The 25,413-nt window shown below is 66.1% G+C and carries 28 protein-coding genes; 15 read left to right on the forward strand and 13 right to left on the reverse strand.

Features of this window, described 5'->3' with window-relative positions:
* The first annotated feature begins 139 nt into the window (after positions 1 to 139).
* Positions 140 to 739 (forward strand): Dps family protein, encoded by a 600-nt coding sequence (locus ACSFB7_RS22425; RefSeq protein ID WP_435474066.1) that lies wholly within the window; start codon positions 140 to 142, stop codon positions 737 to 739.
* Positions 740 to 770: 31 nt separating this feature from the next.
* Here ACSFB7_RS22425 and ACSFB7_RS22430 read toward each other — a convergent pair whose 3' ends face one another.
* Both ACSFB7_RS22430 and ACSFB7_RS22435 read right to left on the reverse strand, forming a co-directional pair.
* Positions 771 to 1,001: a hypothetical protein gene (locus tag ACSFB7_RS22430; protein ID WP_435474068.1), complete on the reverse strand. Its 231-nt coding sequence runs from the start codon at positions 999 to 1,001 to the stop codon at positions 771 to 773.
* Positions 1,002 to 1,229, reverse strand: a complete 228-nt coding sequence (locus tag ACSFB7_RS22435; protein ID WP_435474070.1) for a hypothetical protein — start codon at positions 1,227 to 1,229, stop codon at positions 1,002 to 1,004.
* Between the two features lie 176 nt (positions 1,230 to 1,405).
* On the opposite strand from ACSFB7_RS22435, the gene ACSFB7_RS22440 reads away from it, so the two are divergent.
* A complete protein-coding gene (locus ACSFB7_RS22440; protein ID WP_435474072.1) occupies positions 1,406 to 2,146 on the forward strand; it encodes a Crp/Fnr family transcriptional regulator in 741 nt (246 codons plus the stop codon).
* A gap of 122 nt (positions 2,147 to 2,268) precedes the next feature.
* A complete protein-coding gene (locus ACSFB7_RS22445; RefSeq protein WP_435474074.1) occupies positions 2,269 to 2,976 on the forward strand; it encodes a Crp/Fnr family transcriptional regulator in 708 nt (235 codons plus the stop codon).
* Positions 2,977 to 2,998: 22 nt separating this feature from the next.
* Here the strand turns inward: ACSFB7_RS22445 and ACSFB7_RS22450 are convergent, their stop codons facing one another.
* The 7 genes from ACSFB7_RS22450 to ACSFB7_RS22480 all read right to left on the reverse strand — a co-directional run bounded on the left by ACSFB7_RS22450 (position 2,999) and on the right by ACSFB7_RS22480 (position 8,546).
* On the reverse strand, positions 2,999 to 3,253 hold the full coding sequence (locus tag ACSFB7_RS22450; protein ID WP_435474075.1) for a DUF1488 family protein: 255 nt from the start codon (positions 3,251 to 3,253) through the stop codon (positions 2,999 to 3,001).
* 127 nt (positions 3,254 to 3,380) lie between these two features.
* Positions 3,381 to 3,716 carry a hypothetical protein gene (locus tag ACSFB7_RS22455; protein ID WP_435474077.1) on the reverse strand — a complete coding sequence of 112 codons (336 nt, stop codon included), beginning with the start codon at positions 3,714 to 3,716 and terminating at the stop codon, positions 3,381 to 3,383.
* Positions 3,717 to 3,832: 116 nt separating this feature from the next.
* Positions 3,833 to 5,947: an SdrD B-like domain-containing protein gene (locus tag ACSFB7_RS22460; protein ID WP_435474079.1), complete on the reverse strand. Its 2,115-nt coding sequence runs from the start codon at positions 5,945 to 5,947 to the stop codon at positions 3,833 to 3,835.
* Positions 5,944 to 6,771, reverse strand: a complete 828-nt coding sequence (locus tag ACSFB7_RS22465) for a COG1470 family protein (protein ID WP_435474081.1) — start codon at positions 6,769 to 6,771, stop codon at positions 5,944 to 5,946. The genes ACSFB7_RS22460 and ACSFB7_RS22465 overlap by 4 nt, the downstream gene beginning before the upstream one ends.
* On the reverse strand, positions 6,768 to 7,232 hold the full coding sequence (locus ACSFB7_RS22470) for a hypothetical protein (RefSeq protein WP_435474083.1): 465 nt from the start codon (positions 7,230 to 7,232) through the stop codon (positions 6,768 to 6,770). The genes ACSFB7_RS22465 and ACSFB7_RS22470 overlap by 4 nt, the downstream gene beginning before the upstream one ends.
* On the reverse strand, positions 7,229 to 7,849 hold the full coding sequence (locus ACSFB7_RS22475) for a hypothetical protein (RefSeq protein WP_435474085.1): 621 nt from the start codon (positions 7,847 to 7,849) through the stop codon (positions 7,229 to 7,231). Before ACSFB7_RS22475 ends, ACSFB7_RS22470 begins: the two co-directional genes overlap by 4 nt.
* Before the next feature lie 67 nt (positions 7,850 to 7,916).
* Entirely contained in the window at positions 7,917 to 8,546 is a 630-nt protein-coding gene (locus ACSFB7_RS22480; protein WP_435474087.1) for a hypothetical protein, read from the reverse strand.
* A gap of 235 nt (positions 8,547 to 8,781) precedes the next feature.
* Between ACSFB7_RS22480 and ACSFB7_RS22485 the strand changes: the two genes are divergently transcribed.
* The 7 genes from ACSFB7_RS22485 to ACSFB7_RS22515 all read left to right on the forward strand — a co-directional run bounded on the left by ACSFB7_RS22485 (position 8,782) and on the right by ACSFB7_RS22515 (position 15,675).
* Entirely contained in the window at positions 8,782 to 9,369 is a 588-nt protein-coding gene (locus ACSFB7_RS22485) for an NAD(P)H-dependent oxidoreductase (protein ID WP_435474089.1), read from the forward strand.
* Positions 9,366 to 10,640: an amidohydrolase family protein gene (locus tag ACSFB7_RS22490; RefSeq protein WP_435474091.1), complete on the forward strand. Its 1,275-nt coding sequence runs from the start codon at positions 9,366 to 9,368 to the stop codon at positions 10,638 to 10,640. Before ACSFB7_RS22485 ends, ACSFB7_RS22490 begins: the two co-directional genes overlap by 4 nt.
* A gap of 19 nt (positions 10,641 to 10,659) precedes the next feature.
* Positions 10,660 to 11,523, forward strand: a complete 864-nt coding sequence (locus tag ACSFB7_RS22495; protein ID WP_435474093.1) for a creatininase family protein — start codon at positions 10,660 to 10,662, stop codon at positions 11,521 to 11,523.
* A gap of 82 nt (positions 11,524 to 11,605) precedes the next feature.
* Positions 11,606 to 12,592 carry an ABC transporter substrate-binding protein gene (locus ACSFB7_RS22500; RefSeq protein ID WP_435474095.1) on the forward strand — a complete coding sequence of 329 codons (987 nt, stop codon included), beginning with the start codon at positions 11,606 to 11,608 and terminating at the stop codon, positions 12,590 to 12,592.
* Positions 12,593 to 12,653: 61 nt separating this feature from the next.
* A complete protein-coding gene (locus ACSFB7_RS22505) occupies positions 12,654 to 13,493 on the forward strand; it encodes an ABC transporter ATP-binding protein (protein ID WP_435474097.1) in 840 nt (279 codons plus the stop codon).
* Positions 13,490 to 14,293 (forward strand): ABC transporter permease, encoded by an 804-nt coding sequence (locus ACSFB7_RS22510; RefSeq protein WP_093246519.1) that lies wholly within the window; start codon positions 13,490 to 13,492, stop codon positions 14,291 to 14,293. The genes ACSFB7_RS22505 and ACSFB7_RS22510 overlap by 4 nt, the downstream gene beginning before the upstream one ends.
* 8 nt (positions 14,294 to 14,301) lie before the next feature.
* Positions 14,302 to 15,675: an FAD-binding oxidoreductase gene (locus ACSFB7_RS22515; RefSeq protein ID WP_435474099.1), complete on the forward strand. Its 1,374-nt coding sequence runs from the start codon at positions 14,302 to 14,304 to the stop codon at positions 15,673 to 15,675.
* A 21-nt stretch (positions 15,676 to 15,696) separates the two neighbouring features.
* On the opposite strand, the gene lnt is transcribed toward ACSFB7_RS22515, so the two are convergent.
* From lnt to ACSFB7_RS22535, 4 genes are all read right to left on the reverse strand, one after another.
* Entirely contained in the window at positions 15,697 to 17,292 is a 1,596-nt protein-coding gene (gene lnt, locus ACSFB7_RS22520) for an apolipoprotein N-acyltransferase (protein WP_435474101.1), read from the reverse strand.
* On the reverse strand, positions 17,292 to 18,170 hold the full coding sequence (locus ACSFB7_RS22525; protein ID WP_435474103.1) for an HlyC/CorC family transporter: 879 nt from the start codon (positions 18,168 to 18,170) through the stop codon (positions 17,292 to 17,294). The genes lnt and ACSFB7_RS22525 overlap by 1 nt, the downstream gene beginning before the upstream one ends.
* Before the next feature lie 88 nt (positions 18,171 to 18,258).
* Positions 18,259 to 18,987: a GNAT family N-acetyltransferase gene (locus ACSFB7_RS22530; RefSeq protein ID WP_435474105.1), complete on the reverse strand. Its 729-nt coding sequence runs from the start codon at positions 18,985 to 18,987 to the stop codon at positions 18,259 to 18,261.
* 109 nt (positions 18,988 to 19,096) lie between these two features.
* Positions 19,097 to 19,570 carry an Lrp/AsnC family transcriptional regulator gene (locus ACSFB7_RS22535; protein WP_435474107.1) on the reverse strand — a complete coding sequence of 158 codons (474 nt, stop codon included), beginning with the start codon at positions 19,568 to 19,570 and terminating at the stop codon, positions 19,097 to 19,099.
* Positions 19,571 to 19,716: 146 nt separating this feature from the next.
* Here ACSFB7_RS22535 and hppD point away from each other — a divergent pair, with 146 nt between their 5' ends.
* The 5 genes from hppD to ACSFB7_RS22560 all read left to right on the forward strand — a co-directional run bounded on the left by hppD (position 19,717) and on the right by ACSFB7_RS22560 (position 25,320).
* Positions 19,717 to 20,844, forward strand: a complete 1,128-nt coding sequence (hppD, locus tag ACSFB7_RS22540) for a 4-hydroxyphenylpyruvate dioxygenase (protein WP_435474109.1) — start codon at positions 19,717 to 19,719, stop codon at positions 20,842 to 20,844.
* Positions 20,845 to 20,873: 29 nt separating this feature from the next.
* Complete coding sequence (locus ACSFB7_RS22545; RefSeq protein ID WP_435474111.1) at positions 20,874 to 21,674, forward strand: transporter substrate-binding domain-containing protein; 801 nt, start codon at positions 20,874 to 20,876, stop codon at positions 21,672 to 21,674.
* Between the two features lie 14 nt (positions 21,675 to 21,688).
* Positions 21,689 to 22,567, forward strand: coding sequence for a phenylalanine 4-monooxygenase (gene phhA / locus ACSFB7_RS22550; protein WP_435474113.1), 879 nt, complete (start codon positions 21,689 to 21,691; stop codon positions 22,565 to 22,567).
* A gap of 125 nt (positions 22,568 to 22,692) precedes the next feature.
* On the forward strand, positions 22,693 to 24,384 hold the full coding sequence (locus ACSFB7_RS22555; protein WP_435474115.1) for an AMP-binding protein: 1,692 nt from the start codon (positions 22,693 to 22,695) through the stop codon (positions 24,382 to 24,384).
* Positions 24,385 to 25,320 (forward strand): MBL fold metallo-hydrolase, encoded by a 936-nt coding sequence (locus ACSFB7_RS22560; RefSeq protein ID WP_435474117.1) that lies wholly within the window; start codon positions 24,385 to 24,387, stop codon positions 25,318 to 25,320. It abuts the gene before it with no gap.
* Positions 25,321 to 25,413 lie beyond the last annotated feature (93 nt).

Genomic DNA, 25,413 nt, shown 5'->3' on the forward strand with positions numbered 1-25,413 from the left:
GCGCGACCCTGAGTAGGACAAGCGTTCGGCACCGCGACAACAGGGCCGTCTCGCCTACATGCGGTGCGATGTGCGGGTGCTAGAAATTCAATTCCTTTTTTCTCTCCGCGTCCCTTTTCCTCAACCCAGGAGCACACACATGGCCAGCAAATCCAAAGTCCCCGCCCCGCCGAGTCCGTCGAAGCGGGACGTCCAGCCGGACCTGCATCAGCAAAGCCACGAGACCCAGCGCTACGGCGAGATCGTCAAGCTGCCGAACGGTCTTTCGGAAAAAGTCTGCAAGCAGAGCGTGGCGCTGCTCAACCAGTGCCTGGCCGACACCATCACCCTGCGCGACATGTACAAGAAGCACCACTGGCAGGTGGTGGGGCCGACCTTCAACCAGTTGCACCTGATGTACGACCAGCACTACGAAGGGCAGGTGCTGCTGGTCGACATCGTGGCCGAGCGCATCCAGTTGCTGGGCGGCATCGCGCTGGCCATGGCCGCCGACATTGCCGAGACCACGAAGATCGCAAGGCCGCCGCGCGGGCGCGAGCCGGCCGCGGTGCAACTGCGGCGGCTTGCGCAGGCGCACGAGCAGATCATCATTGCGGCGCGCGAGGCGGCCGAGGAAGTCGACAAGTCGGGCGATGCCGGCAGCAACGACGTGTTCGTGAGCAATGTGCTGCGCACCAACGAGCTTCAGGTGTGGTTTCTCACCGAGCACCTGGTTGCGGCCTCGCCGGTAGAGGCCTGACGCCGGCGCCTTGCGGGCAGGGGGCGGTCGGTCAGCCGCCGCCGCTGTGCTGCTTCGCGACCGACAGTCCCTTGGCCGTGACACGCATCACCGTGGCCTGCCCCGAATAGACGGTGCTTCCACGCTGATGCAAGACTGGCGGCAGTTCGGCCTCGATCAGTTGCGCGGTGCGAAGCACGTCGCACTTGTAGATGTCGGTCTGGTCGTCGAGCTGCAGCGGGAGCTTTGCGCAGCACAACCTTCCGAGCAGTTCCATGGGCATTCAGGCTCCTTTGGCAGCCACGGGGCCGGGTTGCGACGGCGGCAGGGCCTGGTTGTCGATGTCGGCGCACAAGGTGGCGTCGAGCACGGGATGCTTGCCGCTACTGAGCCGCGTTTCCGCGACCCACACCACCGCGCCATGCAATATCTTGGGCAGCGTGCGCCCGTGCAGGTAGGCGCGAACCAGCACGTCGGCAGCAAGCTCTGAGGGACTCATCAAGGGGGTCATGGTGTTTCTCCGCCCGATGAAGGGCTGGAAACTCACGCTAGCGCCAATGGGCAGCGGCCACCGTTCGGTGGCGCACGTTGGCATCGGAAAAATAGACATCTTCATGTGTGCGTCACCGCACAGACGCAGGGGTATCGGTTGCAAAATGATCTGCAATTTGGACTCTCCCCTCCGTCATGGCACCGTCCCCAACCTCGTCTTCCTCGCGCGCAGTCCCGGCGCGCAACAGCCTCCTGGAGGCGATGCCGCCGCAGGTGATGGACGGCATGCAGCCGCTGCTGGAGCTGGTGCCGCTGCAACTGGGCGAGGTGCTCTACGAATCGGGCGTGGTCCAGTTGCATGTGTACTTTCCCACCGACTGCATCGTGTCGCTGCTCTATGTGTTGGAAAACGGGCAATCGGCCGAGATCGCCGTGGTGGGCTTCGAGGGCATGGTCGGCGTGTCGCTGCTGATGGGCGGGGGCAGCACGCCCAACCGTGCGGTGGTGCAGAGCGCAGGCCATGCATATCGCCTGAGCGCAAGCCACATCAAGGCACTGACGGACAAGGGCGGGCCGCTGCTGCACCTGCTGCTGCGCTACACGCAGTCGCTCATCACGCAGATGTCGCAGACGGCGGTGTGCAACCGGCACCATTCGCTGGAGCAGCAGTTGTGCCGCTGGCTGCTGCTGAGCCTCGACAGGCTGCCCGGCAACGAGCTGGTGATGACGCAGGAGCTCATCGCCAACATGCTCGGCGTGCGGCGCGAAGGCGTGACGGAGGCCGCGGGCAAGCTGCAGCGCCTGAACCTCATCAAGTATTCGCGCGGCCACATCACGGTGCTGGACCGCCCGGGGCTGGAGCGGCAGGTCTGCGAATGCTATGAAGTCGTGAAGCGCGAGACCGACCGGCTGCTGCCGCACCGGCTGGCGACCTGATCGCACGGCGACGGCATACCGCTCTCGGTACGCCGCCGCACAGACACGTGCAACCCCCTCGGCAACAATGCGCCGTCCGTGCACTTTCGTGCGGCCGTGCTTTCTTCCCAACAGGCGGACCCGTGACCACCGAGCCGACCGCCCCCGTTCTGAACCGCCTTCTGGAGGCGCTGCCGATCCTGGACAGGGCCCGCCTGCTCGACCGCTGCGAGAGCGTGTCCCTGTTGGCAACGCAGGTTCTGTACGAGCCAGGCGACGCGATCCGGCACATCCACTTTCCCACCAGCGCCTTTGTGTCGCTGGTGTCCACCGCCGACGGCCACGATGGACTGCAGACCGGCATGGTGGGCAACGAAGGCGCCTTGGGCTACGAGCTTTCGCTGGACGTGCAAAGCGCGCCGCTGCGAACCCTCGTGCAGGGCGCGGGCCTGGCCTGGCGCCTGACCGCGCAGTCCTTCGAGCAGGAGCTGCTGCAAAGCTCGACGCTCAAGCGCGTTCTGAATCGCTATGTTTGCGTGCTGCTGATGGAGTTCGGCCGCTCGGGGTTGTGCAACCAGTTCCACCAGATCGAAGAACGCCTGGCGCGCTGGCTGCTGACCACGCAGGACTGCGCGCATTCGCCGCACCTGGCGCTGACCCATGAAGTGCTGGGCCGCATGCTGGGTGTGCGCCGGGTCGGCATCACCAATGCGGCGACGGCGCTGCACACGCGCCGGTTGATCGACTACCGCCGCGGCGTCATCACCATCACGGATCGCGCGGGGCTGGAAAACGCCGCTTGCGACTGCTACCGGGCCAATCGCAGGAGCTATGCGGACCTGATCGCCTGACCTGGTGCCGACCGGCGGGCCTTCAGGCCACGGGCTGCAGGTCGTTCTCGCGCAGCATCACGGGTTCCATCGAACCCTTGGCAATGCGCCGGCGGACGGCGGCATCGAGTTCATCGGCATGCTGGGCATAGGTTTCCATCGGGTCGGCGCTTTCTCCGGTGCGAAAGTGATAGCGCAAGGCTTCCCTGCCGATGCTGGCGCTGACCGGATTGCCCTCCACCGTCACCGAGAAGCGGACTGTGCCCGAGGCGTCATGGAAGAAGGGAGCGTCGGACATCGGGGGCCTTTGGAGTGATGGAACGCGGACGAACCGCGTGGGCCACTCTAGCCCGCCGGGCCCGGGAGTTCTGTTCGGTTGCGCACTTAACTTGGTCAGCCCCGGCCTCGACCAGCGTGATCGGGACCTACAACCCGTGAACCATCCACACGTTGTCCGGCGATGCGCGCAAATGCAGCGTCGTCTCTCCGATCCGGTCGAAGCGGAATTCGCGCCCGCCCAGGACGACCGACTTCATGTTGGTCCACACGCGGTAGTCGTAGCCCTCGCCGTTCGGCGTGATCTGCAGCACGCGGAACACGGGCGGCACGATCACGGTGATGCGCAACTGGCTGGTCGCGGAGTTGACGCCGTGCATCGACTCGGCGACGCACAGCATCGGCGCCAGGCACAGCGCGACCGCAAAGCCCCGCAAACCACGACGGTACGCGCCGCGGCCCGGTTGAAGCCAAGTTCCCGTCATAAGGCCCGATCCGTAAGAACATGAGGTTCGGGCGCGGCATGGGCACCCGATCTCCGGATATCGGCAGCAAGGCGGAAAAGTGTAGGGCGCCGGGCGCGCGCGGGCCAGCGCCCGTTTCAGCGGTCCTTCTGGATCGCGAAGTCGGCCAGGGCGGTGCCGCGCACGCGGATGTCGACGCGCTGGGTGGGCGAGCCGGCGCTGCTCCACGGCAGCGGCAGGTTGTCCTGGACCAGCTCGACCTCGTGGCTGCCGCCGGCCACCGACGGAAAGCTGTAGAAGCCCTGGGCGTCAGTCTGGGTGACGTAGCGGCGGTCGATGCGCACCGTGACGCCGGCAACGCCGCCTTCGTTCGCTTCGCGCCGGCCGTTGTTGTTCTGGTCGAAGAACACATGGCCTTCGAGCCGGCCGTCGCCCACGCCCGGCGCGCCGCCGATGGGCGCGCTGGCCATGCCGGCTCGGCCTTCGTAGCGCAGCACCAGCATGAAGGAGCGGGTGGAAGGCACGATCAGCGTCGGCTGCAGCGTGGCGGTGGTGAGAGCCGACACCACGGTGGGGTCGAGCGCCTCCTGCCCGCGCGAGGCGGTGACCTGCGTGATGAACGACCAGCCGCTGCCCAGCGGCCAGGCCAGCCGCGCATTGGCACTGAGAAAGCGCGAACTGTTGCCGCCGATGCCGTTGCTGCCGCGCAGGCTCAGGTCGAGCCGGGCGCCCGCCACGAACGGCGTGGTGCCGAGCACGCCCCAGTACACGCTGCGCAGGCTTGTGCCCGACCGGCTCGATTGCTCGACGGCCAGCGAGGTCGAGAGCGTCTGCGTTTCGCCGACGCGCCAGGCGTGATCGACGCCGGTGCGCAGCACGCGCAGGTCGACGCCGTGGGCCGCGTCGGTGCGCCACTGGGTGTAGCCCCAGTCGGACTGGTGCTCCCACGTCACCTGGGCCGACTGCGCGGCATAGCTGCCGCTGCGCACCGCCAGGTTGCCCGAGATGGCGTCGCGCGAATCGAAGCGGTAGCGGCCGAACGCGTTGGCATAGAGCGAGCGCTGCGGGGCACCGCTCACGCTGTCGCTCAGCTCGACATTGCCGCCCAGTTGCCACTGGCGGGTGGAGACGTCGCCGCGCCACGAGGCGCCGCGCAGGTTGTTGGGCAGCGTGTCCGAGCCCCAGCGCAGCGAAGGCTGGAAATAGAACACCGAGGCGTTCTGCTGCAGCCAGTCGGTGCGCCATGCCGCGTCGAGCCAGCCGCCGGTGGCCGAGTCGGAGGCGGCCTGCGAGGTTGCGTCCGACGGCCGCCCCGCGCTGTGCACGAGGTTGGCCTGCACGCGCATGCCACCGACACGGTCGCCGACGCCGCCCGTGCCGCTGCCGAGCGCATCGGCCCAGGGTGCAAGCCCCTGCCACGAGACGGCGCCCCACAGCGTGCGGGTGTCGCGCGCGTAGCCGGTCACGCCGTTGGTGTTGACGTTGCGCGCCTCGACGAACTGCACCGCGGCGTCGGTGCGGCCCAGTGCCAGCGGGCCGTCGCCGCCGGCGATCTGCGTCTGCGCGCCCACGCTGGCGGCGGTGCCGCGGCCGGTCGAGAAACCCTCGAAGGCCAGCCCGTTGAAGTAGCCGAGCCGGCCGGCCGAGGCATTGAGCTGCGTGCGGCCCGGCTGCTCGACGCTCACCGAGGCGCCCTCGATCGGCAGGCTGGGCAGGAACACCCGGCCGACGCCCCGCGCGAGCGGCGTGTTGGCCATGTTGATGTTGCCGATGGCGCTGTTGCCGAACCAGCCGCCGTCGAAGGGCATCGCGCGCTGGTCGATGCGCCAGGTGCTGTTGTTGCTCGCGCTGAAGGGCACGACGCTGTAGGGCGAGCCGCTGCTGCCGAACACGCCGTAGCCGTACACCGGCGCGGGGTTGCGGTTCAGGTTGAGGTTGGCGGAGAAGGCGCCGTAGTTGGGCGTGTCGAGAAAGCCCGAGAAATTCAGCGTCTGGCTCTGGGTCTTGACGGTGCCGCTGTGCTGCTGGGTGGACTGCAGCTCGGTGCTCCAGCCGCGCGGCCAGCCGGTGCTGGGCTCTTCGACCTGCGAGGCTTCGGGCACCACCGGGCCCTCTTCGAGCACGCGGTCCACGTAGGCGGCGGCTGGCGCAGCACCTGCGGAGGCCGGCACCTGGGCCCACGCGCCGGCGCCGGCCAAGGCCGTGCCTGCGCTGCAGAGTCCGAGCGCGGTTCGCAGGGCCCGTCTCTTCATTGAGCGAAGCGTTCGTTGACCTTGAAGGAGCCGCTCTTGCCCCATTCGAGCGAACCGGTCACGGTGACCGGAAAGCGCACAGCGACGGCGGCATCCGTGTCGCCGGGCCGGGTCGCCGTGAGCGCGATGTCGCGCGTCTCGCCCGGCATGATCGGCGTGGTGGCGGGCTGGAACTCGAGCCGCGCGCCGCTGGCGTCGGTGCCGTTCAGAAAGCCTGCGAGCCGGCCGTGCGCCGTGCCGGTATTGCGGATGCGCAGCACCGGCTGGTTTTGGCCGTTCACGGCCTTCACGGCGCTGCCGGCGATATCGAGCACGGGCTGCACGTCGCCGATCGCCACATAGGCGATGACGCCGATGCGCGCGGCCATCGCCACCGGCGTGCCGGGCGCGGTGGCGTGTTCCTTGCCCTCGATCAGCACGGCGAAGCGGCACTCCATCGGCGGCGTGTCGGGCGGCGGCGTCACCTCGAAGCGATAGCGGTAGGGCTTGCCGGCGGCGATGCTGAGTTCGCGGCGCTCGATGGCCACCCAGGGCCGGCAGCTGCCCGGCACCAGCTCGTCGCTGAAGTCGACCGAGCCGTCGGGCTTGAGCGTCCAGTCGGCGGTCTTGAAGGTGTACTCGCCCTGGCGCGCATCCGAGTGCGTGAGCTCGATCACGTCGCGCACGCGTTCGCCGGGCTTGCCGGTCAGCTCCAGGCGCGGGGGCGAGACGGCCAGCGCGAACTGGGCCTGCGCGTCAGTGCCGGCGAAAGCGGCCCACGCGGGGATTGCCACCAGCGCCAGTGCGCGCAGCAGGCGAAAAGAAAGTCCGATCGCGCGCGTCATGGCGTCATCTCGATCTCGAAGTTGAATTGCAGCGACTGGGCGCGCTCGAGGGCGCGGCCGTCGGCCGTGAGGTTCAGCAGGATGGTTTCCTGCAGGAAGGGTTCGCGCACCACGCCCTCGTAGACCAGCACACGGCCGCCGCCGCGCATGGTGCCCGGCAGCAGCCGGCCCTGGGTGCGCCAGGTGGCGACCAGGCGGTCGTTCTCGGTCGGGGCCAGCAGCATGTAGATGCGGGCCTGGCGCATCACCCATTGCGACAGGTTCAGGCGCAGCGCCACGGAGACCTGCCCGTCCACGGTGTTGTCCGCGATGCGGCCAGGCACGGGCTGGCGCCAGCGCATCGGCGTGACCGGCTGGCCGACCACGGTGCCGGTGTCGTCCACGCGGTAGGTGGCGGCGCCTGCCTGTACGGCGAGCAGGGCCAGCAAGGCGACCGCGAGCGAGCGGCATGCGTTTGTCATGGCGCCGTCAGCGTGTAGGTGGCGGTGCCGGTGAAAGTGCCCGACGGCATGATGCCCGGGTTGCTGTAGGTGAACAGCAGGCAGCTTTCCGACCAGGTGTTCTTGGCGACAGTGACCAGCGTGAGCAAGGTGCTGCTGAACGAGCCGGCCGGAATCTCCGAGTTGTATGGCGCGGCGCCGGGGCTGGTCCACGCGATGGTGCTGAACGGAATGGTGGCGCTGCCGTTGGACAGGTTCGCTGGCGTGCTCACGGTGAGCGTGGCGCTGTTGTTGGACGAGCCGGTGGTGCGGAAGAAGCTGCCGATATAGACCTTCCCCGCGGGCGTGCAGTAGGCCGCGCCGTCGATCGGGCTGGCGGTGACGGTGCTGTCGGTGTTCATCGTCTGTGCGGCGCCGGTGAACAGCGCTGCCACGGGCACGGTCACGGTCACGTTGTTTTGCGTCGGGTTGTTGCCGGCGGTGTTGACGTTGCCGGTCGTCATGTTGCCGACGCCGACCTGCAGGTACAGCGAACGCGATGCAGAGCTGATGCCAACCGTGTAGGCGTGCGCAGGCGCCAGCGCGTAGAGAGCGGCCGCGCAGCAGAGATGTTCGAGCGAAGGACGACGCAATTTCAAGGGGCTTCTCCCGCGACGGAAAAAAGGCGGCGCCAGGCCGCCTTCCTGCCGTGGCGATGACACAGGGTCAGGGCGAGGTGAGCGTGTAGGTCACCACACCGTTGTTGGCCACCGTGGCACCGTACGTACCGGGCGCGTAGACGCCGGTGTTGTCGTATGCGAAGGTCCACTTGCTTTCCTGGCGCACCACCGTGTTCACGGCGGTGAAGGTCGTCGGGGTCGGGCCCGCGCCGGTCGTGGTGCTGAAGGCGGGGTGGGTGATGGCCGCGTTGGTGAAGCCCGTCGTGCCCGTGGTGAGCGGCGCTGCCGTCACGGTGATGGCGCTCCAGGGAATGGTGCTGGAGCCGTTGCTCAGTTGGCCGGTCACGCCGGAGTTGAGCGACAGGTTGCCGGCATTGCCGAGCACGCGGACCGTGACCGCGCCCCCGGTCAGGTCACCGCTCGTACCGGCGATGGTGCCGCCCGCGCCGACCGATGCGCCCGGCACCGTGAAGGTCAGGGCGTCGACCGAGCCCACGGTGGTGAAGTTGGTGCCGGTGCCGACCTGCAGGTACATCACGCGCGGAATCGTCACCGTGAAGTTCAGGCGCGCGGTGGCGGTCAACTGTCCCGAGGCCGCGCTCGTGAAATTGGACTCTGCTTGCGCAGCGAAAGGGAGGGCGCCTGCGATGGCTGCAATCAAAAGTAGTTTTTTCAAGAGGAACTCTCGGTGTTTCGGATGAGTTGACGGGCCAAAGTAGATCCAAAGTGCACAACTTTGGAAATGTTGATTTTAGTTAACAGTCTTTAGAAACGTACCTTTATGTAACGAATCGGTCGTGTAAAGACACGCGCGTTGCGCCCGCACGACTGCAATCCAATCCGGTGCATCAAGACTGGCACGTCATTTGCATAACCTGACCACTTGCTCTGATTAAGCGGTCAAACACACCATGCGCGTGCTCGTCGTCTACTGCCATCCGGTTGAAACCAGCTTCCATGCCGCCCTGCACCAGGAGGTGCTGAAGAACCTGCGCGCCGCCGGGCACGAGGTGGACGACTGCGACCTCTACGCCGAGGGCTTCAACCCGGTGCTGTCGCGCGAGGAGCGGCTGGGCTACCACGAGGTGCCGGCCAATCAGTTGCCGCTGAAGCCTTATGTGGAGCGGCTGCAGTGGGCCGAAGGCATCGTGTTCTGCTTTCCGACGTGGTGCTTCGGCCTGCCGGCGATGCTCAAGGGCTACTTCGACCGACTCTTCATGCCGGGCGTGGCCTTCGACATCAGCGACCCGGCGAACGTGAAGCCGATGCTCACGCACATCCAGCGCATCAGCGCCGTGGTCACCTATGGCCGGCCACGCTGGATGGCCTGGTACATGGGCGACCCGCCGCGCAAGATCGTCACGCGCTACATGAAGCGGCTCACCGGCCAGCGCGCCAAGGTGGACTACCACGCCCACTACCACATGAACGTGGCGACCGAGCCCCAGCTCAAGCGCTTCATGGCGCGTGTGGGGCAGGCGATGGCGCGCTTCGCATGAAGGCGCCTGTGCTGCTCGACAACGCGCGTTTGCCGCGTTGGCTGCTGCCCACTGACTGGCCCCAGCGCGATGGCGTGCCGGTGCTGGCACGCATCGCCGTCGAAGCCGGCCGCGTGGCATCGGTGCGCCCCGCGCCCGATCACGCCGAACGCCCCACCGCTGGTTGGGACCTGGCCGGCACGCTGGTGCTGCCCGGTTTCGTCGACGCCCACACGCACCTCGACAAAGCCTTCACCCTGCCGCGCATGAAGCAGGTGCAGCCCGGCCTGCTCGGCGCCATCGACGCGATGCTGGCCGATCGCGTTCACTGGAGCCCCGCCGACGTGCACGAGCGCGCCTCGCGCGGCCTGCAGTGGGCCTGGGAATGCGGCACCACGCATGTACGCACGCACGCCGACTGGTGGGAGCCCGATGCGGTGCCGCTGGCCTGGCCGGTGATGGCCGAACTCGCACAGGAATGGGCCGGCAAGGTGAAGCTGGAGCAGGTCAGCCTGATCAAGCTGCCGCTGTTCGAAGACGCGGCGCAGGCGATGCGCCTGGCCAAGCAGGTGAAGGCCACGGGCCCGCATGCGCTGCTCGGCGGCTTCGTGCACTCCACCAACTGGAGCGAGAACGCACTGCGCAACCTGCTGCTGTCGGCGCAGGCCTGCGACCTCGACATCGACCTGCACGTCGACGAAGAACTCAACGCCTCGGCGGTGGGCCTGCAGACCACGGCCCGCATCCTGCGCGAGATCGGCTACGAAGGCCGCGTGGTCTGCGGCCACATCTGCGCGCTCGCGGCCCAGCCCGAGGCGCAGGCCTTCGCCACGCTCGATGCGGTGGCGCGTGCGCCGATCACCGTGGTGTCGCTGCCGGCCACCAACCTGCTGTTGCAGGACGCGGTGACGGGCCGCACGCCACGCATGCGCGGCATCACGCTCGTGAAGGAAATACGCGAGCGCGGCATTCCGCTGCTGTTCGCGAGCGACAACGTGCAAGACCCGTTCTGCCGGCTCGGCAGCTTCGATCCGGTCGAGGCGCTGGGCACAGCCGCGCTGGTGGCGCAGCTCGACGAACCTTTCGACAACTGGTCGCAGGCGCTGTGCCGCAGCGACTGGCTGCTACGCGCGCCTGCCACGACGACGCCCACGCTGATCGGCGCCAAGGCCGACCTCGTGCTGTTCACGCAGGCCGACCGCCACGGCTGGCCCTCGCGCACCGCCACCCGCGTGGTGCTGCGCGACGGCCGTGTGACGCACGGCGACGCAACGCCTTTCTTCCCCCGGTAAAGAACACGCAAGGACTCCCATGCTCCACGGCTACATCCCGCCCCATCGCTTCCTGCCCTACCTGAGCTGGACCGAAATTGCCGCGCTGCCCGACCGCGAGAACACGGTCATCGTGCTGCCCTGCGGCGCCATCGAGCAGCACGGGCCGCACCTGCCCTGCTCGGTCGACAGCGTGATCGCCTCGGGCGTGATGGGCAAGGCGCTCGAGAAACTGCCGCCCGAGGTGCGCGCCTTCGCGCTGCCGACCATCACCTACGGCAAGTCGGAAGAGCACCTGCACTTCCCCGGCACGATGACGCTGACCGGCACCACGCTGCTGTCGACCGTGACCGAGATCGGCGAGTCGGTCTACCGCGCGGGCTTTCGCAAGCTGCTGTTCGCCAACGGCCACGGCGGCCAGCCGCAGGTGCTGGAGATGGCCGCGCGCGAACTGCGGTTGCGGCATGGCGACTTCGTGGTGGTGCCGCATGGCGTGTCGCGCCTGCCGAACGCATCGAGCAAGCAGATTGGCGAACAAGAAAAGCGCCTGTCGATGCACGCCGGCCATTCCGAAACCGCGCTGATGCTCGCGCTCGCGCCCGACACGGTGCACATGGAGCGCGCGGCGGCCAATTTTCCGCCGCCCTTTCCGATCAAGCTGCTGTCGGCCGATGGCCGCCCGGCCTGCGCCTGGACCGCGCGCGACTTCGGCCCCAGCGGCGTCATCGGCGACCCGACCAGCGCCACGCGCGAACAGGGCGACGAGATCCTGGACACGCTCTCCGACAGCTGGGTGCAGGCGCTGACCGAGTTGCATGCGCTGCGCTGGGTCGTGCGCGAGGAAGCCACCTGGGAGCGCGGGCACCAGCAGGGCTTCATCCAGCAATCGTTCGTGCCGGCCTGAGTTGGCTTCGGCCCGCTCCTTGCATCGACCGACGCGCTCACCCTTTTCCTTTTTCAATCCAGCCCCTCGAGAGGACCTTCTCATGCGCTCCTTCGCCCTGTCCATGGCCGGCGCCGCCGCCATCGCCTTCCTCACCGCCGCCGCGCCCGCGCAGGCCGAGGACAAGTTCACCTACATGACCAACTGGTACGCGCAAGCCGAGCACGGCGGCTTCTACCAGGCCGTGGCGCAAGGCATCTACAAGAAGTACGGCCTGGACGTGACCATCAAGATGGGGGGCCCGCAGGTCAACATCACGCAGATGATGGCGGCCGGCCAGGCCGACTGCATCATGGGTTCGAGCGACATCCAGATGATGCAGGTGCGCGAAGGCGGCGTGCCGGTGGTCAACGTGGCGGCCTTCTTCCAGAAAGACCCGCAGGTGCTGATCGCGCACGACGACGTGAAGAAGTTCGAGGACCTGAAGGGCAAGACGCTGCTGATCGGCGCGCAGGCCAACCGCGGCTACTGGCCGTGGCTCAAGGCCAAGTTCGGCTTCACCGACGAGCAGACGCGGCCCTACACCTTCAACATCCAGCCCTTCGTGGCGGACAAGAACACGGCCCAGCAGGGCTACCTGACCTCGGAGCCCTACGCCATCCAGAAGGCCGGCGTGAAGAGCACGGTGCTGATGTTCAGCGACCACGGCTTCCCGGCCTATGCGACCACGGTGTCGTGCATGGAGAAGACGCTGAAAGACCGCAACAAGCAGGTGGCCGCCTTCGTGAAGGCATCGGCCGAAGGCTGGAAGAGCTACCTGGCTGACCCGGCGCCCGCCAATGCGCTGATCAAGAAAGACAACCCCAACATGACCGACGAGCAGCTCGCCTACAGCGTGGCCAAGCTCAAGGAGATGGGCATGGTCACCGGCGGCGACGCGGCCAAGCTGGGCATCGGCGTGATGACCGATGCGCGCTCCAAGGCGAGCTACGACTTCCTCGTGAGCGCGAAGCTGCTCGACCCCGCCAAGGTCGAGCTGGCGAAGACCTACACGACCGAGTTCGTGAAAGACGCCAAGGTCTTGCCCTGACCCCCTCCAGCCCTGAAACCAGGCGGCCGCGCGTTGCGGCCGTTCTCGAAAGGCATCACGCATGAATCGCATCGAACCCCACACCCTGGCCCCACCGCCTGAACTCGCGCCTTCGGTGCCCGCCGTCGAAGTGCTCTCGGCCGAGAAGACTTATCCCAACGGCACGCAGGCGCTTTTGCCGGTGGACCTGTCGATCGCCGAAGGCGAGTTCGTCACGCTGCTGGGCCCATCGGGCTGCGGCAAGAGCACGCTGCTCAAGATGGTGGCCGGCATGCTGGAGCCCAGCGACGGCCGGCTGCTGGTGTGGCGCAAGCCGGTGGCGCAGTTGCACGACTGCCCGCACAAGCTGTCCTTCGTGTTCCAGTCGCCCACGCTGATGCCCTGGGCCAGCGTGCAGACCAACGTGCGGCTGCCCCTCGACCTGGCCGGCGTGCCGCGCAAGGAGGCCGACGCGCGCGTGATGGAATCGCTCGCGCTGGTCGGCCTTGAAAAGTTCGCGGGCGCGCTGCCGCGTGCGCTGTCGGGTGGTATGCAGATGCGCGTGTCGATCGCACGTGGGCTCGTCACGCAACCCGACCTGCTGCTGATGGACGAGCCCTTCGGCGCCCTCGACGAGATCACGCGCCACAAGCTCGACGCCGATCTGCTGGAGCTGTGGCGCAAGAAGAAGCTCACGGTGATCTTCGTGACGCATTCGATCCACGAGGCGGTGTTCCTGTCGAGCCGCGTGGTGATGATGGCCGCGCGGCCAGGCCGCGTGGTCGAGCAGTTCCACATCGACGAGCCCTATCCGCGCAGCGCCGACTTCATGGTGACGCCCGAGTTCGCCCGCCATGCCAAGCGGCTGCAGGACAGCCTGCTGCGCGCCAGCAGCCATGCCGACGAGGAGGCCACGCGATGAAACGCACGCCCCTTCTGAACCAGCCGCGCGTGCAGCGCGTGCTGTACCCGGTGCTGATCGGCGTGGTGCTGGTTGCGCTGTGGCAATGGCTGGTGGTGGCGATGGAGCTGCCGCCCTACCTGGTGCCCTCGCCCTTCCTCATGATGCAGACGCTGGTGACCGACTGGGCGCCGCTGGGCAGCGCGCTGCTGGTCACGCTCAAGATCACGGTGCTGTCGTTCGCGCTGGCCACGGTGGCGGGCGTGCTGATCTCGTTCCTGTTCGTGCAGAGCAAGCGCATCGAGACCGCCCTCTTTCCGTATGCGGTGCTGCTGCAGGTGACGCCCATCGTCGCGGTGGCGCCGCTCATCATCATCTGGGTGAAGAACCCGGTGGCCGCGATGACGGTGTGCGCGGCGCTGGTGGCGCTGTTCCCGATCATCAGCAACACCACGCTGGGCCTGCGCAGCATCGACCCCGACCTGCAGAGCTACTTCAAGCTCAACCGCGCGACGCGCTGGCAGCAGTTGGTGCGGCTGCGCATTCCGAGCGCGCTGCCTTACTTCTTCGGCGGGCTGCGCATCTCCAGCGGCCTTGCGCTGATCGGCGCGGTAGTGGCGGAGTTCGTCGCGGGCACGGGCGGCTCGGGCGCGGGGCTGGCCTACCAGATCCTGCAGGCGGGCTTCCAGCTGAACATTCCGCGCATGTTCGCCGCGCTGCTGCTGATTTCATTGACCGGTGTCGCGCTCTTCGTGCTGATGGCGTGGCTGACCAAGGTGGCGCTCGGCTCGTGGCATGCGAGCGAACTTTCCCAGGATTGAACTTGACCATGAACGCTCCCGTTTCTTCCATCGAGCAGTTGCTGCTCGAATTGCCCGACCTCGACTGGATCACCGACGAGGGCCGCGTGACGCGGCTGTCGCAAGACTTCTCGTGGTTCAGCCCGGTGCTCAACCGCCAGTTGAAGGACAAGCGCGCCGACGTGGTCGTGCGTCCGCGCACCGAGGACGAGATCCGCGCGGTGGTCGGCGCCTGCGCGCGGCGCAACGTGCCGATCACCATTCGTGGCAGCGGCACCGGCAACTACGGCCAGACCACACCGCTGGCCGGCGGCGTGGTGCTCGACATGACGGGCTACAACGCCTTCCTGTGGGTGCAGCCCGGCGTGGCGCGCGCGCAGGCCGGCATCCGCCTGGGCGAACTCGAAAAGCAGACGAAACCCTCGAGGCAGGAAATGCGCTGCGTGCCCTCCACCTACCGCAGCGCCACGCTGGGCGGCCTGTTCGGCGGCGGCTTCGGCGGCGTGGGTTCGATCAACTACGGGCCGCTCGGCGCGCCGGGCAATGTGCTCGGCATCCGCGCGATGACCATCGAGGCCGAGCCCCAGGTGGTCGAGCTGCGCGGCGCCGAGGCAATGCGCATGCACCACCTGTGGGGCACGAACGGCCTCGTGCTGGAGCTGGAGATCGCACTGGCGCCCGCGCACCCGTGGCTCGAAACGCTGGTGACCTTCGACAGCTTCACCGATGCGCTGCACTTCGCGGACAAGCTCGCGAACGCACCGGGCATCGTGAAGCGCGAGATTTCGTTCTTTGCCGCGCCCATCTCCGACCATCTGGCGCAGTTGGCCGCGCACCTGCCCAAGGGCTGCCACACGGTGCTGTCGCTGGCGGCCGAATCGTGCGAGCCGGCGCTGCTGCAGCTGGTCGAGGCGCATGGCGGCACGGTGGGCTACCGCAAGACGGCGGCCGAAGTGCAGAAGAGCAACCGCACGCTGATGGAGTTCACCTGGAACCACACGACGCTGCACGCGCTGAAGATCGATCCTTCACTGACCTACCTGCAAAGCGGCTTCATCCCCGGCAAGCATGTGGAGCAGATCATCGAGATGGAACAACTGCTGGGCGGCGAGGTGATGATGCACATCGAGTTCATCCGCAACGTGGCAGGCCTGATGACCTGCAGCGGGCTTCAGCTGGTGCGCTTCAGCACGGAAGAGCGGCTCGCGGAGATCATCGACATCCACCGCGCGCACCAGGTGCACATCAACAACCCGCATGTGAACATCGTCGAGGACGGCAAGGCCGGTGGGCCGCTGCCACCGGAGGTCATCGAGGTGAAGAAGCGATTCGATCCGCTGGGGCTGCTGAACCCCGGCAAGTTGCGCGACTGGCCTGTGAAGGCCGAGTCGGTAACTGCCTGACTGCGAGCGCTGCGCGCGGCTTCAGCCTTGGCGGCGGCGCAGCAGGAACGCGGCGGCCACGATGGCGAGCGCCAGTATCCACAGCGGCCACAGGCCGAACTGTGCCACCCAGCGCGCATAAGGCGTGAGGCCGCGACGACCTTCGACGCTCGCTTCGAGCACGCCGCGCGTGAGGCGCGGCAGTTCGTGCGTCACGCGGCCTTCGGCATCGATGACGACGGTTGCGCCGGTGTTGGTGGAGCGCACCATCGGCCGGGCGAATTCGAGCGCGCGCATGCGCGAGATCGACAGGTGCTCGTCGATGGCGACCGAGTCGCCGAACCACGCGATGTTGCTCACGTTGAGCAGGATGGTCGGTGCGGTCGCCTCGTCGCGGAAGTTCGCGCCGATCTCGTCGCCGAACAAGTCTTCGTAGCAGATGTTCGGCGCGATGCGCTGGCCCTGCCAGAGGAAGGGCGCCTGCGCGAGCCCGCCGCGCTCGAAGTCGCCGAGCGGGATGTTCATCATCTGGATGAACCAGCGAAAGCCCGTGGGAATGAATTCGCCGAAGGGCACCAGGTGGTGCTTGCTGTATTGGTAGACCCGAGACGCACCGGGCTGGAAGCCGAGCACCGAGTTGCTGTACGTGCCCGGGCCGCCGGACCCGTTCATGGGCAAGCCGACGATGGCGGCCTGCGTGCCTTGGCTGTAGCGCGCCTGGATTGCTTCGAGGTAACCGACCGGCAACTGCTGCGGCAGCAAGGGCAAGGCGGTTTCGGGCGTCACCACCAGCGAAGCCTTGGCATCGCGCAGTTGTTCGCCGTACCAACGCAACGCGGTTTCGATGCCGCCGCCGGGAACGAATTTCTCGTCCTGCGGGATGTTGCCCTGCAGGAGCGCGATCTGAAGATTGCCGCTCGAACCCTTGACGCCTTGCACGTCGGCACGAAGCGGCGCGATGAGGTTCGGCGCGACGAAGACCAGCGCGATCAGCACCAGCCCCGGCGCGATCTCACTGGCGCGTACAGGCCGATGCAATGCAACCAGCGCAACGACCAGCGCGGCCGCGGCGCCGATGCCATAGACACCGACCCACGGCGCGAGCGCGGCCAGCGGGCCCTCCACATGCGCGTAGCCGCCGGCACCCCACGGGAAACCGGTGAACCAGCTCCCGCGCACGAGTTCGGCCAGCGTCCAGAGCGCCGCGAAGACCAGCGCACCCGTCACCCGCCCCTTCGGCCCGCGCACGACAAACCACGCACTTGCAGCCGCGTAATAAAGCCCGAGCGCGGCAGCCAGTGCCAGCACCGCGATGGCCGCCAGCGGTGCAGGCAGCCCGCCGTAGGTGTGCATCGAGATGAAGAGCCACCAGAAGCTGCCGGTGAGCCAGGCAGTCGAGAAGACCAAGCCATGCAGCCCGGCGCGGCGCCAGCCCGCGCCCTGGACGCGCAGGCTGTCGAGCAGCCAGACGAATGCGCCCAGCGACAGGAGCTGCAGCCACCACAGGGGCTTGCCCCCGACTGGCGACGCCATGGAAACCGCCTGCGCCAGGCCGGCGATACCGAAGCCCAGCAGGCGGAACAGATTGACGGGAGAGAAAGGCGAAACGCGTTGCGTCGCCGCTGCGGACAGCGGCATCAATCGGCCGCGTCGCCGCCGCGGGCCGGCGACACCTTGAACCAGCGCACCGCGCCGCCCTTGGTGTGCAGCACCACGAAGTCGAAGCCGCCCATCGCATGGTGCTCGCCGCGCTTGGGCACGTGGCCCATCTCGTGCGCGATCAGGCCGCCGATGGTGTCGAAGTCTTCGCTCAGTTGTTCTTCGTCGAAGACGATGCCGAAGGCCTCGGCCACGCGCTCGATGGGCGTGTCGCCCGAGACGCGGTAGGTGTGATCGGCCAGGCCGAAGATGTCGCCCTCGTCTTCGGCAATGTCGAACTCGTCCTCGATCTCGCCGACGATCTGCTCGAGCACGTCCTCGATGGTGATGAGCCCCGCCACGCGGCCGAACTCGTCGATGACGATGGCCAGGTGATTGCGGTTGCCGCGGAACTCGCGCAGCAGGTCGTTCAGGCCCTTGCTTTCGGGCACGAAGGTCGCGGGCCGCAGCAGCGCACGGATGTTCAGGCCCGGCGCGCGCTGCAGCTTGAGCAGGTCTTTCGCGAGCAGGATGCCGATGATGTTTTCTTTTTCGCCCTCGTACACCGGAAAGCGCGAGTGCGCGGTGTCGATGATGAGGTGAAGCAGCGCGTCGAAGGGCGCGTCGATGTTGATCGCATCCATGCGCGGCGCCGCGACCATCACGTCGCCGGCCGTCATGTCGGCCATGCGCAGCACGCCTTCGAGCATCACGCGCGACTCGGCGCCGATCACCTCGTTGTCCTCGGCGTCCGCCAGGGTTTCGATCAGCTCGTCGCGCGAGTCGGGACCGGGGTGGATGAATTCGGCTAGCTTCTGGAGAAAGCCGCGCTTGTCTTCCCGTTCTACGGGTGCGCGTTCAGGGTGAGGGTCGGCCACTGCGGGAGGGCGGAGTTGAGGAAGGGCAAGGATACCGGATTGCGTGTGACAGGCTCCACCACGCGGCCGGCATAGGCCGTCCGGCCGCTCAGGGGGCCGACTTGTTGCGGGCTTCGCGGATGCCGCTGCGCACTTCCTGCACGCTCGCGAGGAAAGCCCAGAACTGCTTGGCGCGGCTCTTGAGATGGAAATCGACCGCGGCGTAGTGCTCCAGGGCGATCTCGCTCATGCGGCTGTCGAAGGTGGCGCTGGGCAGTTGCAGATGGGCTTCGGCTTCGGAGCCGCTACGCACCACGGTCGCGCCGGCGTTGCGGGCGATCTTGAGCATGGCGGCGTTTTCGCTCAGCGCATGGATGAAGAGCATGCCCACGCCTTCGTTGCGGGCGACGACCACGGCGCGCTCGAACAGGCGGGCGCCGTAGCCTCGGCCACGTGCGTGCGCCGATACGGAAACACCGAATTCAGCGCAATCGCTGTGCTGGTCGCTGGGCGCAAAGGCCAGGTGCGCCATCGCGATCAGGTCGAGGCGGCGGTTGTAGATGCCGAACAGCTCGTCGCGGTCGAAGTCCAGGCCGTCGACATAGCGCTGGACCTGCTCGTCGGCGGCTGCGTAGCCGAAGCGCAGGTAACGGTCGTGCGGCGTAAGCGCCAGCAGGTGGGCCGCGATGCGCTCGCGTTCACGGGGGCCGATCGAGCGGATCGGCACCATGACGGGCTGGGGCGCAGGCGTAGCGCGTGGCTGGGTCTCAACCATTGGCGCTTTCAGGAAAGAGCCAAGGCCGAGAGACGCTTTGAGAAGGGTCTTGGCGGTAAGCATGGCTCAAATGTAAGGGTTTTCCCTTAATCAACAAGCCAGCAGGGACACTTCCAGGACACATTCGTGACTCAATACCAGAGCCCGTGGCGCCCGCGCAACCGCTTTGTGGCTAAACGGGCACAGCTGTTGTGGCCTTGACACGGTCCAGCACGAAGCTGGTCTTGCAGTCCTGCACGCTGGGGTGCTTGAGCAGGGTGTCCATGATGAAGCGGCTGTAGTGCGCCATGTCGGCCACCACGACGCGCAGCAGGTAGTCCATGTCGCCGGTGAGCGCGGCGCATTCGACCACCTCGGGCCAGGTCTGCACGCTGGCGCGGAACAGGTCCATCGGGTTGCGCTTGTGGCTCTCGGTGTGCTTTTCGAGCCGAACGTTGAGGTACGCGGTCAGCCCCAGGCCGATGGCTTCGGGCTGGACCAGGGCGACATAGCGGTCGATGACGCGGCTTTCTTCGAGCCGCTTGACCCGCCGCAGCACGGCACTGGGCGACAGGCTGACCTGCTCGGCGAGCTGGTCGTAGGTGGCGCGCCCGTCTGCTTGCAGCGTGCGCAGAATGAGCCTATCAATCTTGTCCAGTGCTTCCATTTCGCTATTTTTGCAGTTTTACTGCGCGAGAGCCACTCTTTGCGCCCAAAGACGCTGAAAACTTGAGAGCCATCCACCCTACATTGCAGCACTGGCCGATTTCGCGCCTTATTCATTGAAATTCCCCACCTTTTCGGAGACCGCACATGAGCCAAGCCGACGCACCCGCCTTCACCCCCTGGGACAACCCCATGGGCACCGATGGCTTCGAATTCATCGAATACGCGGCACCGGACCCGGTCGCCATGGGCAAGGTGTTCGAGCGCATGGGCTTCACGGCCGTGGCCAAGCACCGCCACAAGAATGTGCTGCTGTACCGCCAGGGCACGATCAACTTCATCCTGAATGCGGAGCCCGATTCCTTTGCGCAGAAATTCGCGCGCGAGCACGGCCCGAGCGTGTGCGCCATCGCCTTCCGCGTGCAGGACGCCAAGCAAGCCTACGAACGCGCCACGTCGCTCGGCGCCTGGGGCTTTGCCGACAAGGCCGGCCCTGGCGAACTGAACATTCCCGCCATCAAGGGCATCGGCGACAGCCTGATCTATCTGGTGGACCGCTGGCCCGGCAAGAACGGCGCGAAGCCCGGCGACATCGGCAACATCGGCTTCTACGACGTCGACTTCGAGGCCCTGCCCGGCATTGCACCTGAGCAGGCACTTTCGCCGTTCGGCAACGGCCTGACCTACATCGACCACCTGACGCACAACGTCTACCGCGGCCGCATGAACGTCTGGGCCGGCTTCTACGAAAAGCTCTTCAACTTCCGCGAGATCAAGTACTTCGACATCGAAGGCCAGGTGACGGGCGTGAAGAGCAAGGCCATGACCAGCCCCTGCGGCAAGATCCGCATCCCGATCAACGAAGAGGGCAAGGAGCAGGCCGGCCAGATCCAGGAGTACCTGGACATGTACAAGGGCGAGGGCATCCAGCACATCGCCATGGGCTCGGACGACCTGTACACGACCGTCGACGCGCTGCGCGCCAAGGGCGTGACGCTGCTCGACACCATCGACACGTATTACGAACTGGTCGACAAGCGCATTCCGGAGCACGGCGAGAGCGTTGCCGAATTGCAGAAGCGCAAGATCCTGATCGACGGCAAGAAGGACGCCCTTCTGCTGCAGATCTTCAGCGAGAACCAGCTCGGCCCGATCTTCTTCGAGTTCATCCAGCGCAAGGGCGACGACGGCTTCGGCAACGGCAACTTCAAGGCGCTGTTCGAGAGCATCGAGCTTGATCAGATGCGCCGTGGCGTGCTGAGCGCCGCAAAATAAGCGCCTCTTCATTGCTCCAGGAGCCCGGCATGCGCAGCACGTTTTCGATCGGTCTGACCTTCATCGCGGCGGCTGCCGCCGTTCTTTCGGGTTGCGCCATGCCACAGGCGGCGACGCCGGCGGCCAGCTCGCACCTGGACGCGGTGCAGAAGGCCGCGGTGCTGCGCATCTGCACGCCGGGCGACTACAAGCCTTTCAGCTTCCAGAAGACCGATGCCTCTTTCGAGGGCATCGACGTCGACCTCATGACGGGCTTCAGCGCCAGCCTCGGCGCCAAGCCGGAGTGGATCAAGACCACCTGGGCCAACCTGTTGCCCGACCTTGCCGCCGGCAAGTGCGACATCGCGGTGGGTGGGGTGTCGGTCACCACCGATCGGCAAAAGCGCGCCTTTTTCAGCGCACCCTACATGGTCAACGGCAAGACGCCCATTGCGCGCTGCGCCGACGTTGCCAAGTACCAGAGCGTGGCCGCCATCGACCAGCCGTCGACCCGCGTGATCTTCAATCCGGGCGGCAGCAACGAGCGCTTTGCGCGGACCAATTTCAAGCAAGCCAAGCTCACGCTGCACGGCGAGAACGTGACGATCTTCGACGAGATCCTTGCCAATCGCGCCGACGTGTTCGTGACCGAAGCGGCCGAGGCCATCACGCAGCAGAAGCTCAAGCCGGGCCTTTGCGCGATCAACCCCGACAAGCCGTTGCAGTACGGCGAAATGGCCTGGATGCTGCCGCGCGACGACGTGGCCTTCAAGTCGTACGTCGACCAATGGCTGCACCTGCAGCAAGCCGGCGGCGACTTCCAGCGCGTGATGGACCGCTGGCTCAAATAACCCAAGAAACACCCATGGACATCCCTGTTGCCACCCCTGCCGTCACCCCCGCGGTGTACGGTGCTTCGGACCGCCCGCCCCGCGGCGATTACTCGCGCGGCGGCACGGTGCTCGGCGACTACACCTGCCCGCAGGACTGGGCCAGCTACACGGCGGCAGACCACGACACCTACAGGCGGCTCTACGAACGCCAGGCCGCGCAGTTGCCGGGGCTGGCCTGCGACGCCTTCATCAAGGCGCTGCCCTCCCTGGGCGTGAAGGACCGCATCCCGCGCTTCGACGAGATCAATAACCGGCTGCATCGCGCAACGGGCTGGGAGATCGTGGCGGTGCCAGGGTTGATTCCGGAACTGCCGTTTTTTACGCTGCTCGCGAATCGCAAGTTTCCGGTGACGGACTGGATCCGCAAACCGGAAGAGTTCGACTACATCGTCGAGCCCGATGTGTTCCATGACCTGTTCGGCCACGTGCCGATGCTGTTCGACCCGACCTTCGCCGACTATGTGCAGCGCTATGGCGCAGGCGGCATCAAGGCGCACGAACTGGACGCCGGCGAGAAGCTGTCGCGGCTGTACTGGTACACGGTGGAGTTCGGCCTGATTCGCCAGCCCGACGGCCTGCGCGCCTATGGCGCCGGCATCCTGAGCTCTGTGGGCGAACTGAAGCACGCCGTGCTCAGCGACGAGCCGCGCCGGCTGCCGCTGGATCTGCTGCGCGCCATGCGCACGCGCTACAAGATCGACACCTACCAGAGCAACTACTTCGTGATCGACAGCTTTGCGCAGCTCTTCGACCTGACAGCACCCGATTTCGCCCCGTTGTACGAGTCGTTGAAGGTGGCGAGCGACATCGAGGCCGGGGTCTTGCTGCCGGGCGAGTCCGGCAAAGCCTGAGTCTTTCACCTGCAGCAGATCGCCGCGCGGCTATCGCGCGCGCGACACTGCACGCCCGCCCCTAGGACAAGCCCGCTGGCGGCGAAGGCACTATGCCTTCCACAATCCGCGCCAAAGGAGCTTGCATGCAGACATCCGCGCGACAGAACTATCCGGCCGGCGTACCGCACGAGATTCATCCCGAGCAGTACCGGTCTTTGCCTCACATGTTCGAGGAGGCCTTCGGCCGCTACAAGGACCGCCCCTTCTCGGTATGCATGGAACGCTGGATGTCTTACGGCGAACTCGATGCGCTGTCGAAGGCGATGGGCGCCTGGTTGCAGTCGCTGGGGCTCGAGCCAGGCGCACGCGTGGCGATCATGCTGCCCAATATTCCCCAGTTCGCGGTCACCATGTGCGGCGTGCTGCGCGCGGGCTACACCTGCGTCAATGTCAATCCGCTCTACACGGCGCGCGAGCTGGAGCATCAGCTCAAGGACTCCGGAGCGACGGCCATCGTCATCCTTGAAAACTTCGCGGCGACGCTCGAGCAGGTCATCGAACGCACGCCAGTGAAGCATGTGGTCATGACTTCGATGGGCGACCTGCTGGGTGGCGTGTATGGCGCGTGGATCACGTTGGCTGTGCGTCACCTGGCGAAGATCGTGCCGCCCTACAAGCTGCCGCTGACCGACGGCCGCACGGTCACCCCGTTCACGCAAGTCATTGCCGAGGGGCGCGGGCGTACGCTCGGGCCCGATCAGAGCACGCTCGATTCGATCGCGTTCCTGCAGTACACCGGCGGCACGACCGGCTTGTCGAAGGGGGCGGTGCTGACGCATCGCAACATCGTGGCGGCGACCCTGCAGGCCGAAGCCTGGTTCACGCCGGCACTGGCGCGTGCCGGTGACCTGGCAAAGGTCAACAGCATCGCGGCGCTGCCGCTGTATCACATCTTCGCGCTGACGCTGTGCCTGCTGGTGATCCGCCAGGGCTCGCACATGACGCTGATTCCGAACCCGCGCGACTTCAACAAGTTCATTGCAGTGCTGAAGAAGCGGCCCTTCCACATGCTGCCGGCAGTGAACACGCTCTTCAATGCGTTGCTGATGCATCCGGACTTCAAGTCGATCGATTTCTCGACGCTCTTCGTTTCGCAGGCAGGCGGCATGGCCGCGTCGGAAGGCACTGCGCGCAGGTGGTTCGAGGCCACCGGCTGTCCGATGATCGAAGGCTGGGGAATGAGCGAAACCTGCGCGATCGGGACCAACAACCCGGTATCGAACACCGAGTTCACCGGCACCATCGGACTGCCGTTGCCGAGCATTGAGATCGCGATCAAGGACGATGACGGCAATTCGCTGCCTCTTGGCGAACGAGGCGAGCTTTGCATCAAGGGGCCCAACGTGATGACGGGCTACTACAACCAGCCCGTGGAAACCGCAGCGGCGTTCACTCCCGACGGCTTCATGCGCACCGGCGACATCGCCGTGATGCAGGAAGACGGCTACAGCCGCATCGTCGACCGCAAGAAGGACATGATTCTTGTGAGCGGCTTCAACGTGTTTCCGAACGAGTTGGAGAACGTGATCTCACTCTGCCCGGGTGTCGTCGAGTGCGCGGCTATCGGCGTGGCCGATGAGAAACAGGGCGAAGCCATCAAGGTTTTCGTCGTGCGCAAGGACCCTGCCCTGACGGAGGAGGCTGTGCTCCAGTATTGCCATGCGCAACTCACCGGCTACAAACGCCCCAAGCACATCGAGTTTCGGGATTCGCTGCCGAAGACCAATGTGGGGAAGATCCTGCGGCGCGAGCTTCGCTCCAGCGCGGGCGCCTGAATGAGTCATCACGCATCGGCGAGCGCCGGGCTGCCGGCGAATGTCGTTGTGTTCGAACGGGGGTGGCTGTCTTCCAACAACATCCTGTTTGTTGGCGTCGATGAGACGGCGATCGTCGACACGGGCTATGTCACGCATGCCGATCAGACATTGGCGCTGGTTGATTCAGTGCTTGGGGTGCGGCCACTCGATCGCATTCTGAATACGCATCTTCACAGCGATCACTGTGGTGGCAACGCGGCGCTGCAGCAGCGATACCCGTCGGTTCAAACGAGCATTCCGCCTGGTGAGGCTGCGTTGGTGGAAAGTTGGGACGAGCAGGGTCTCAGCTTTCTTGCGACAGGCCAAAGTTGTCCTCGGTTTGGATTCACCGGCTTGCTGCAACCTGGAACGGAATGCTTGCTCGGTGACAGGCCGTGGCAGGTGCATGCCGCGCCTGGTCACGATCCTCATTCGATCATCTTGTTCGATGCGGCATCACGCACGTTGATTTCGGCGGATGCGCTGTGGGAGAACGGTTTCGGTATCGCGTTTCCCGAGCTGGCTGGTGAGCCGTCATTCGGGGAAGTCGCTGCGACTCTCGATTTGATTGAGGCGCTAAAGCCGAAGCAGGTGATTCCGGGACATGGCACCGTTTTTGACGATGTCGGCAAGGCCTTGTCCGTCGCCCGGCGCCGCCTCGATGGCCTGCAACGCGATCCGGTGAAGCATGCACGTCACGCAATCAAGGTGCTGATGAAGTTCAAGCTGCTGGAGGTGCAATCCATCACTATCGAGGATTGGGCAGTCTGGTTGCGAAGTACGCCGTATCTCGAGGCCATTCGCTTGCGCTTCTTTGGAGATATCGAATTGGGTCAATTGACCAGCAACATCCTTAGCGAGCTGCTTATTGCTGAGGCTGCTGTTCTAGACGGCTCGTTTCTTCGCAATCTCTGAGATTCTGGTTCTCTTTGGTATTTGCGTACGGCCGTTAAAGCGCCCGATCTTTGGCTGAGTGTTTTGGTTTCGGTTTCCCCAATGCAAAAATCC

It is taken from the genome of Variovorax raffinosi (genome assembly GCF_051216615.1).
Lineage (GTDB): Bacteria > Pseudomonadota > Gammaproteobacteria > Burkholderiales > Burkholderiaceae_C > Variovorax.

Excerpts from the sequence above, each read along its gene's own strand:
- ACSFB7_RS22425 (WP_435474066.1), top strand. The coding sequence starts at position 140 with ATGGCCAGCAAATCCAAAGTCCCCGCCCCGCCGAGTCCGTCGAAGCGG.
- ACSFB7_RS22430 (WP_435474068.1), bottom strand. The coding sequence starts at position 1,001 with ATGCCCATGGAACTGCTCGGAAGGTTGTGCTGCGCAAAGCTCCCGCTG.
- ACSFB7_RS22435 (WP_435474070.1), bottom strand. The coding sequence starts at position 1,229 with ATGACCCCCTTGATGAGTCCCTCAGAGCTTGCTGCCGACGTGCTGGTT.
- ACSFB7_RS22440 (WP_435474072.1), top strand. The coding sequence starts at position 1,406 with ATGGCACCGTCCCCAACCTCGTCTTCCTCGCGCGCAGTCCCGGCGCGC.
- ACSFB7_RS22450 (WP_435474075.1), bottom strand. The coding sequence starts at position 3,253 with ATGTCCGACGCTCCCTTCTTCCATGACGCCTCGGGCACAGTCCGCTTC.
- ACSFB7_RS22455 (WP_435474077.1), bottom strand. The coding sequence starts at position 3,716 with ATGACGGGAACTTGGCTTCAACCGGGCCGCGGCGCGTACCGTCGTGGT.
- ACSFB7_RS22460 (WP_435474079.1), bottom strand. The coding sequence starts at position 5,947 with ATGAAGAGACGGGCCCTGCGAACCGCGCTCGGACTCTGCAGCGCAGGC.
- ACSFB7_RS22465 (WP_435474081.1), bottom strand. The coding sequence starts at position 6,771 with ATGACGCGCGCGATCGGACTTTCTTTTCGCCTGCTGCGCGCACTGGCG.
- ACSFB7_RS22470 (WP_435474083.1), bottom strand. The coding sequence starts at position 7,232 with ATGACAAACGCATGCCGCTCGCTCGCGGTCGCCTTGCTGGCCCTGCTC.
- ACSFB7_RS22485 (WP_435474089.1), top strand. The coding sequence starts at position 8,782 with ATGCGCGTGCTCGTCGTCTACTGCCATCCGGTTGAAACCAGCTTCCAT.
- ACSFB7_RS22490 (WP_435474091.1), top strand. The coding sequence starts at position 9,366 with ATGAAGGCGCCTGTGCTGCTCGACAACGCGCGTTTGCCGCGTTGGCTG.
- ACSFB7_RS22495 (WP_435474093.1), top strand. The coding sequence starts at position 10,660 with ATGCTCCACGGCTACATCCCGCCCCATCGCTTCCTGCCCTACCTGAGC.
- ACSFB7_RS22500 (WP_435474095.1), top strand. The coding sequence starts at position 11,606 with ATGCGCTCCTTCGCCCTGTCCATGGCCGGCGCCGCCGCCATCGCCTTC.
- ACSFB7_RS22505 (WP_435474097.1), top strand. The coding sequence starts at position 12,654 with ATGAATCGCATCGAACCCCACACCCTGGCCCCACCGCCTGAACTCGCG.
- ACSFB7_RS22510 (WP_093246519.1), top strand. The coding sequence starts at position 13,490 with ATGAAACGCACGCCCCTTCTGAACCAGCCGCGCGTGCAGCGCGTGCTG.
- ACSFB7_RS22515 (WP_435474099.1), top strand. The coding sequence starts at position 14,302 with ATGAACGCTCCCGTTTCTTCCATCGAGCAGTTGCTGCTCGAATTGCCC.
- lnt (WP_435474101.1), bottom strand. The coding sequence starts at position 17,292 with ATGCCGCTGTCCGCAGCGGCGACGCAACGCGTTTCGCCTTTCTCTCCC.
- ACSFB7_RS22530 (WP_435474105.1), bottom strand. The coding sequence starts at position 18,987 with ATGCTTACCGCCAAGACCCTTCTCAAAGCGTCTCTCGGCCTTGGCTCT.
- ACSFB7_RS22535 (WP_435474107.1), bottom strand. The coding sequence starts at position 19,570 with ATGGAAGCACTGGACAAGATTGATAGGCTCATTCTGCGCACGCTGCAA.
- hppD (WP_435474109.1), top strand. The coding sequence starts at position 19,717 with ATGAGCCAAGCCGACGCACCCGCCTTCACCCCCTGGGACAACCCCATG.
- ACSFB7_RS22545 (WP_435474111.1), top strand. The coding sequence starts at position 20,874 with ATGCGCAGCACGTTTTCGATCGGTCTGACCTTCATCGCGGCGGCTGCC.
- phhA (WP_435474113.1), top strand. The coding sequence starts at position 21,689 with ATGGACATCCCTGTTGCCACCCCTGCCGTCACCCCCGCGGTGTACGGT.
- ACSFB7_RS22555 (WP_435474115.1), top strand. The coding sequence starts at position 22,693 with ATGCAGACATCCGCGCGACAGAACTATCCGGCCGGCGTACCGCACGAG.
- ACSFB7_RS22560 (WP_435474117.1), top strand. The coding sequence starts at position 24,385 with ATGAGTCATCACGCATCGGCGAGCGCCGGGCTGCCGGCGAATGTCGTT.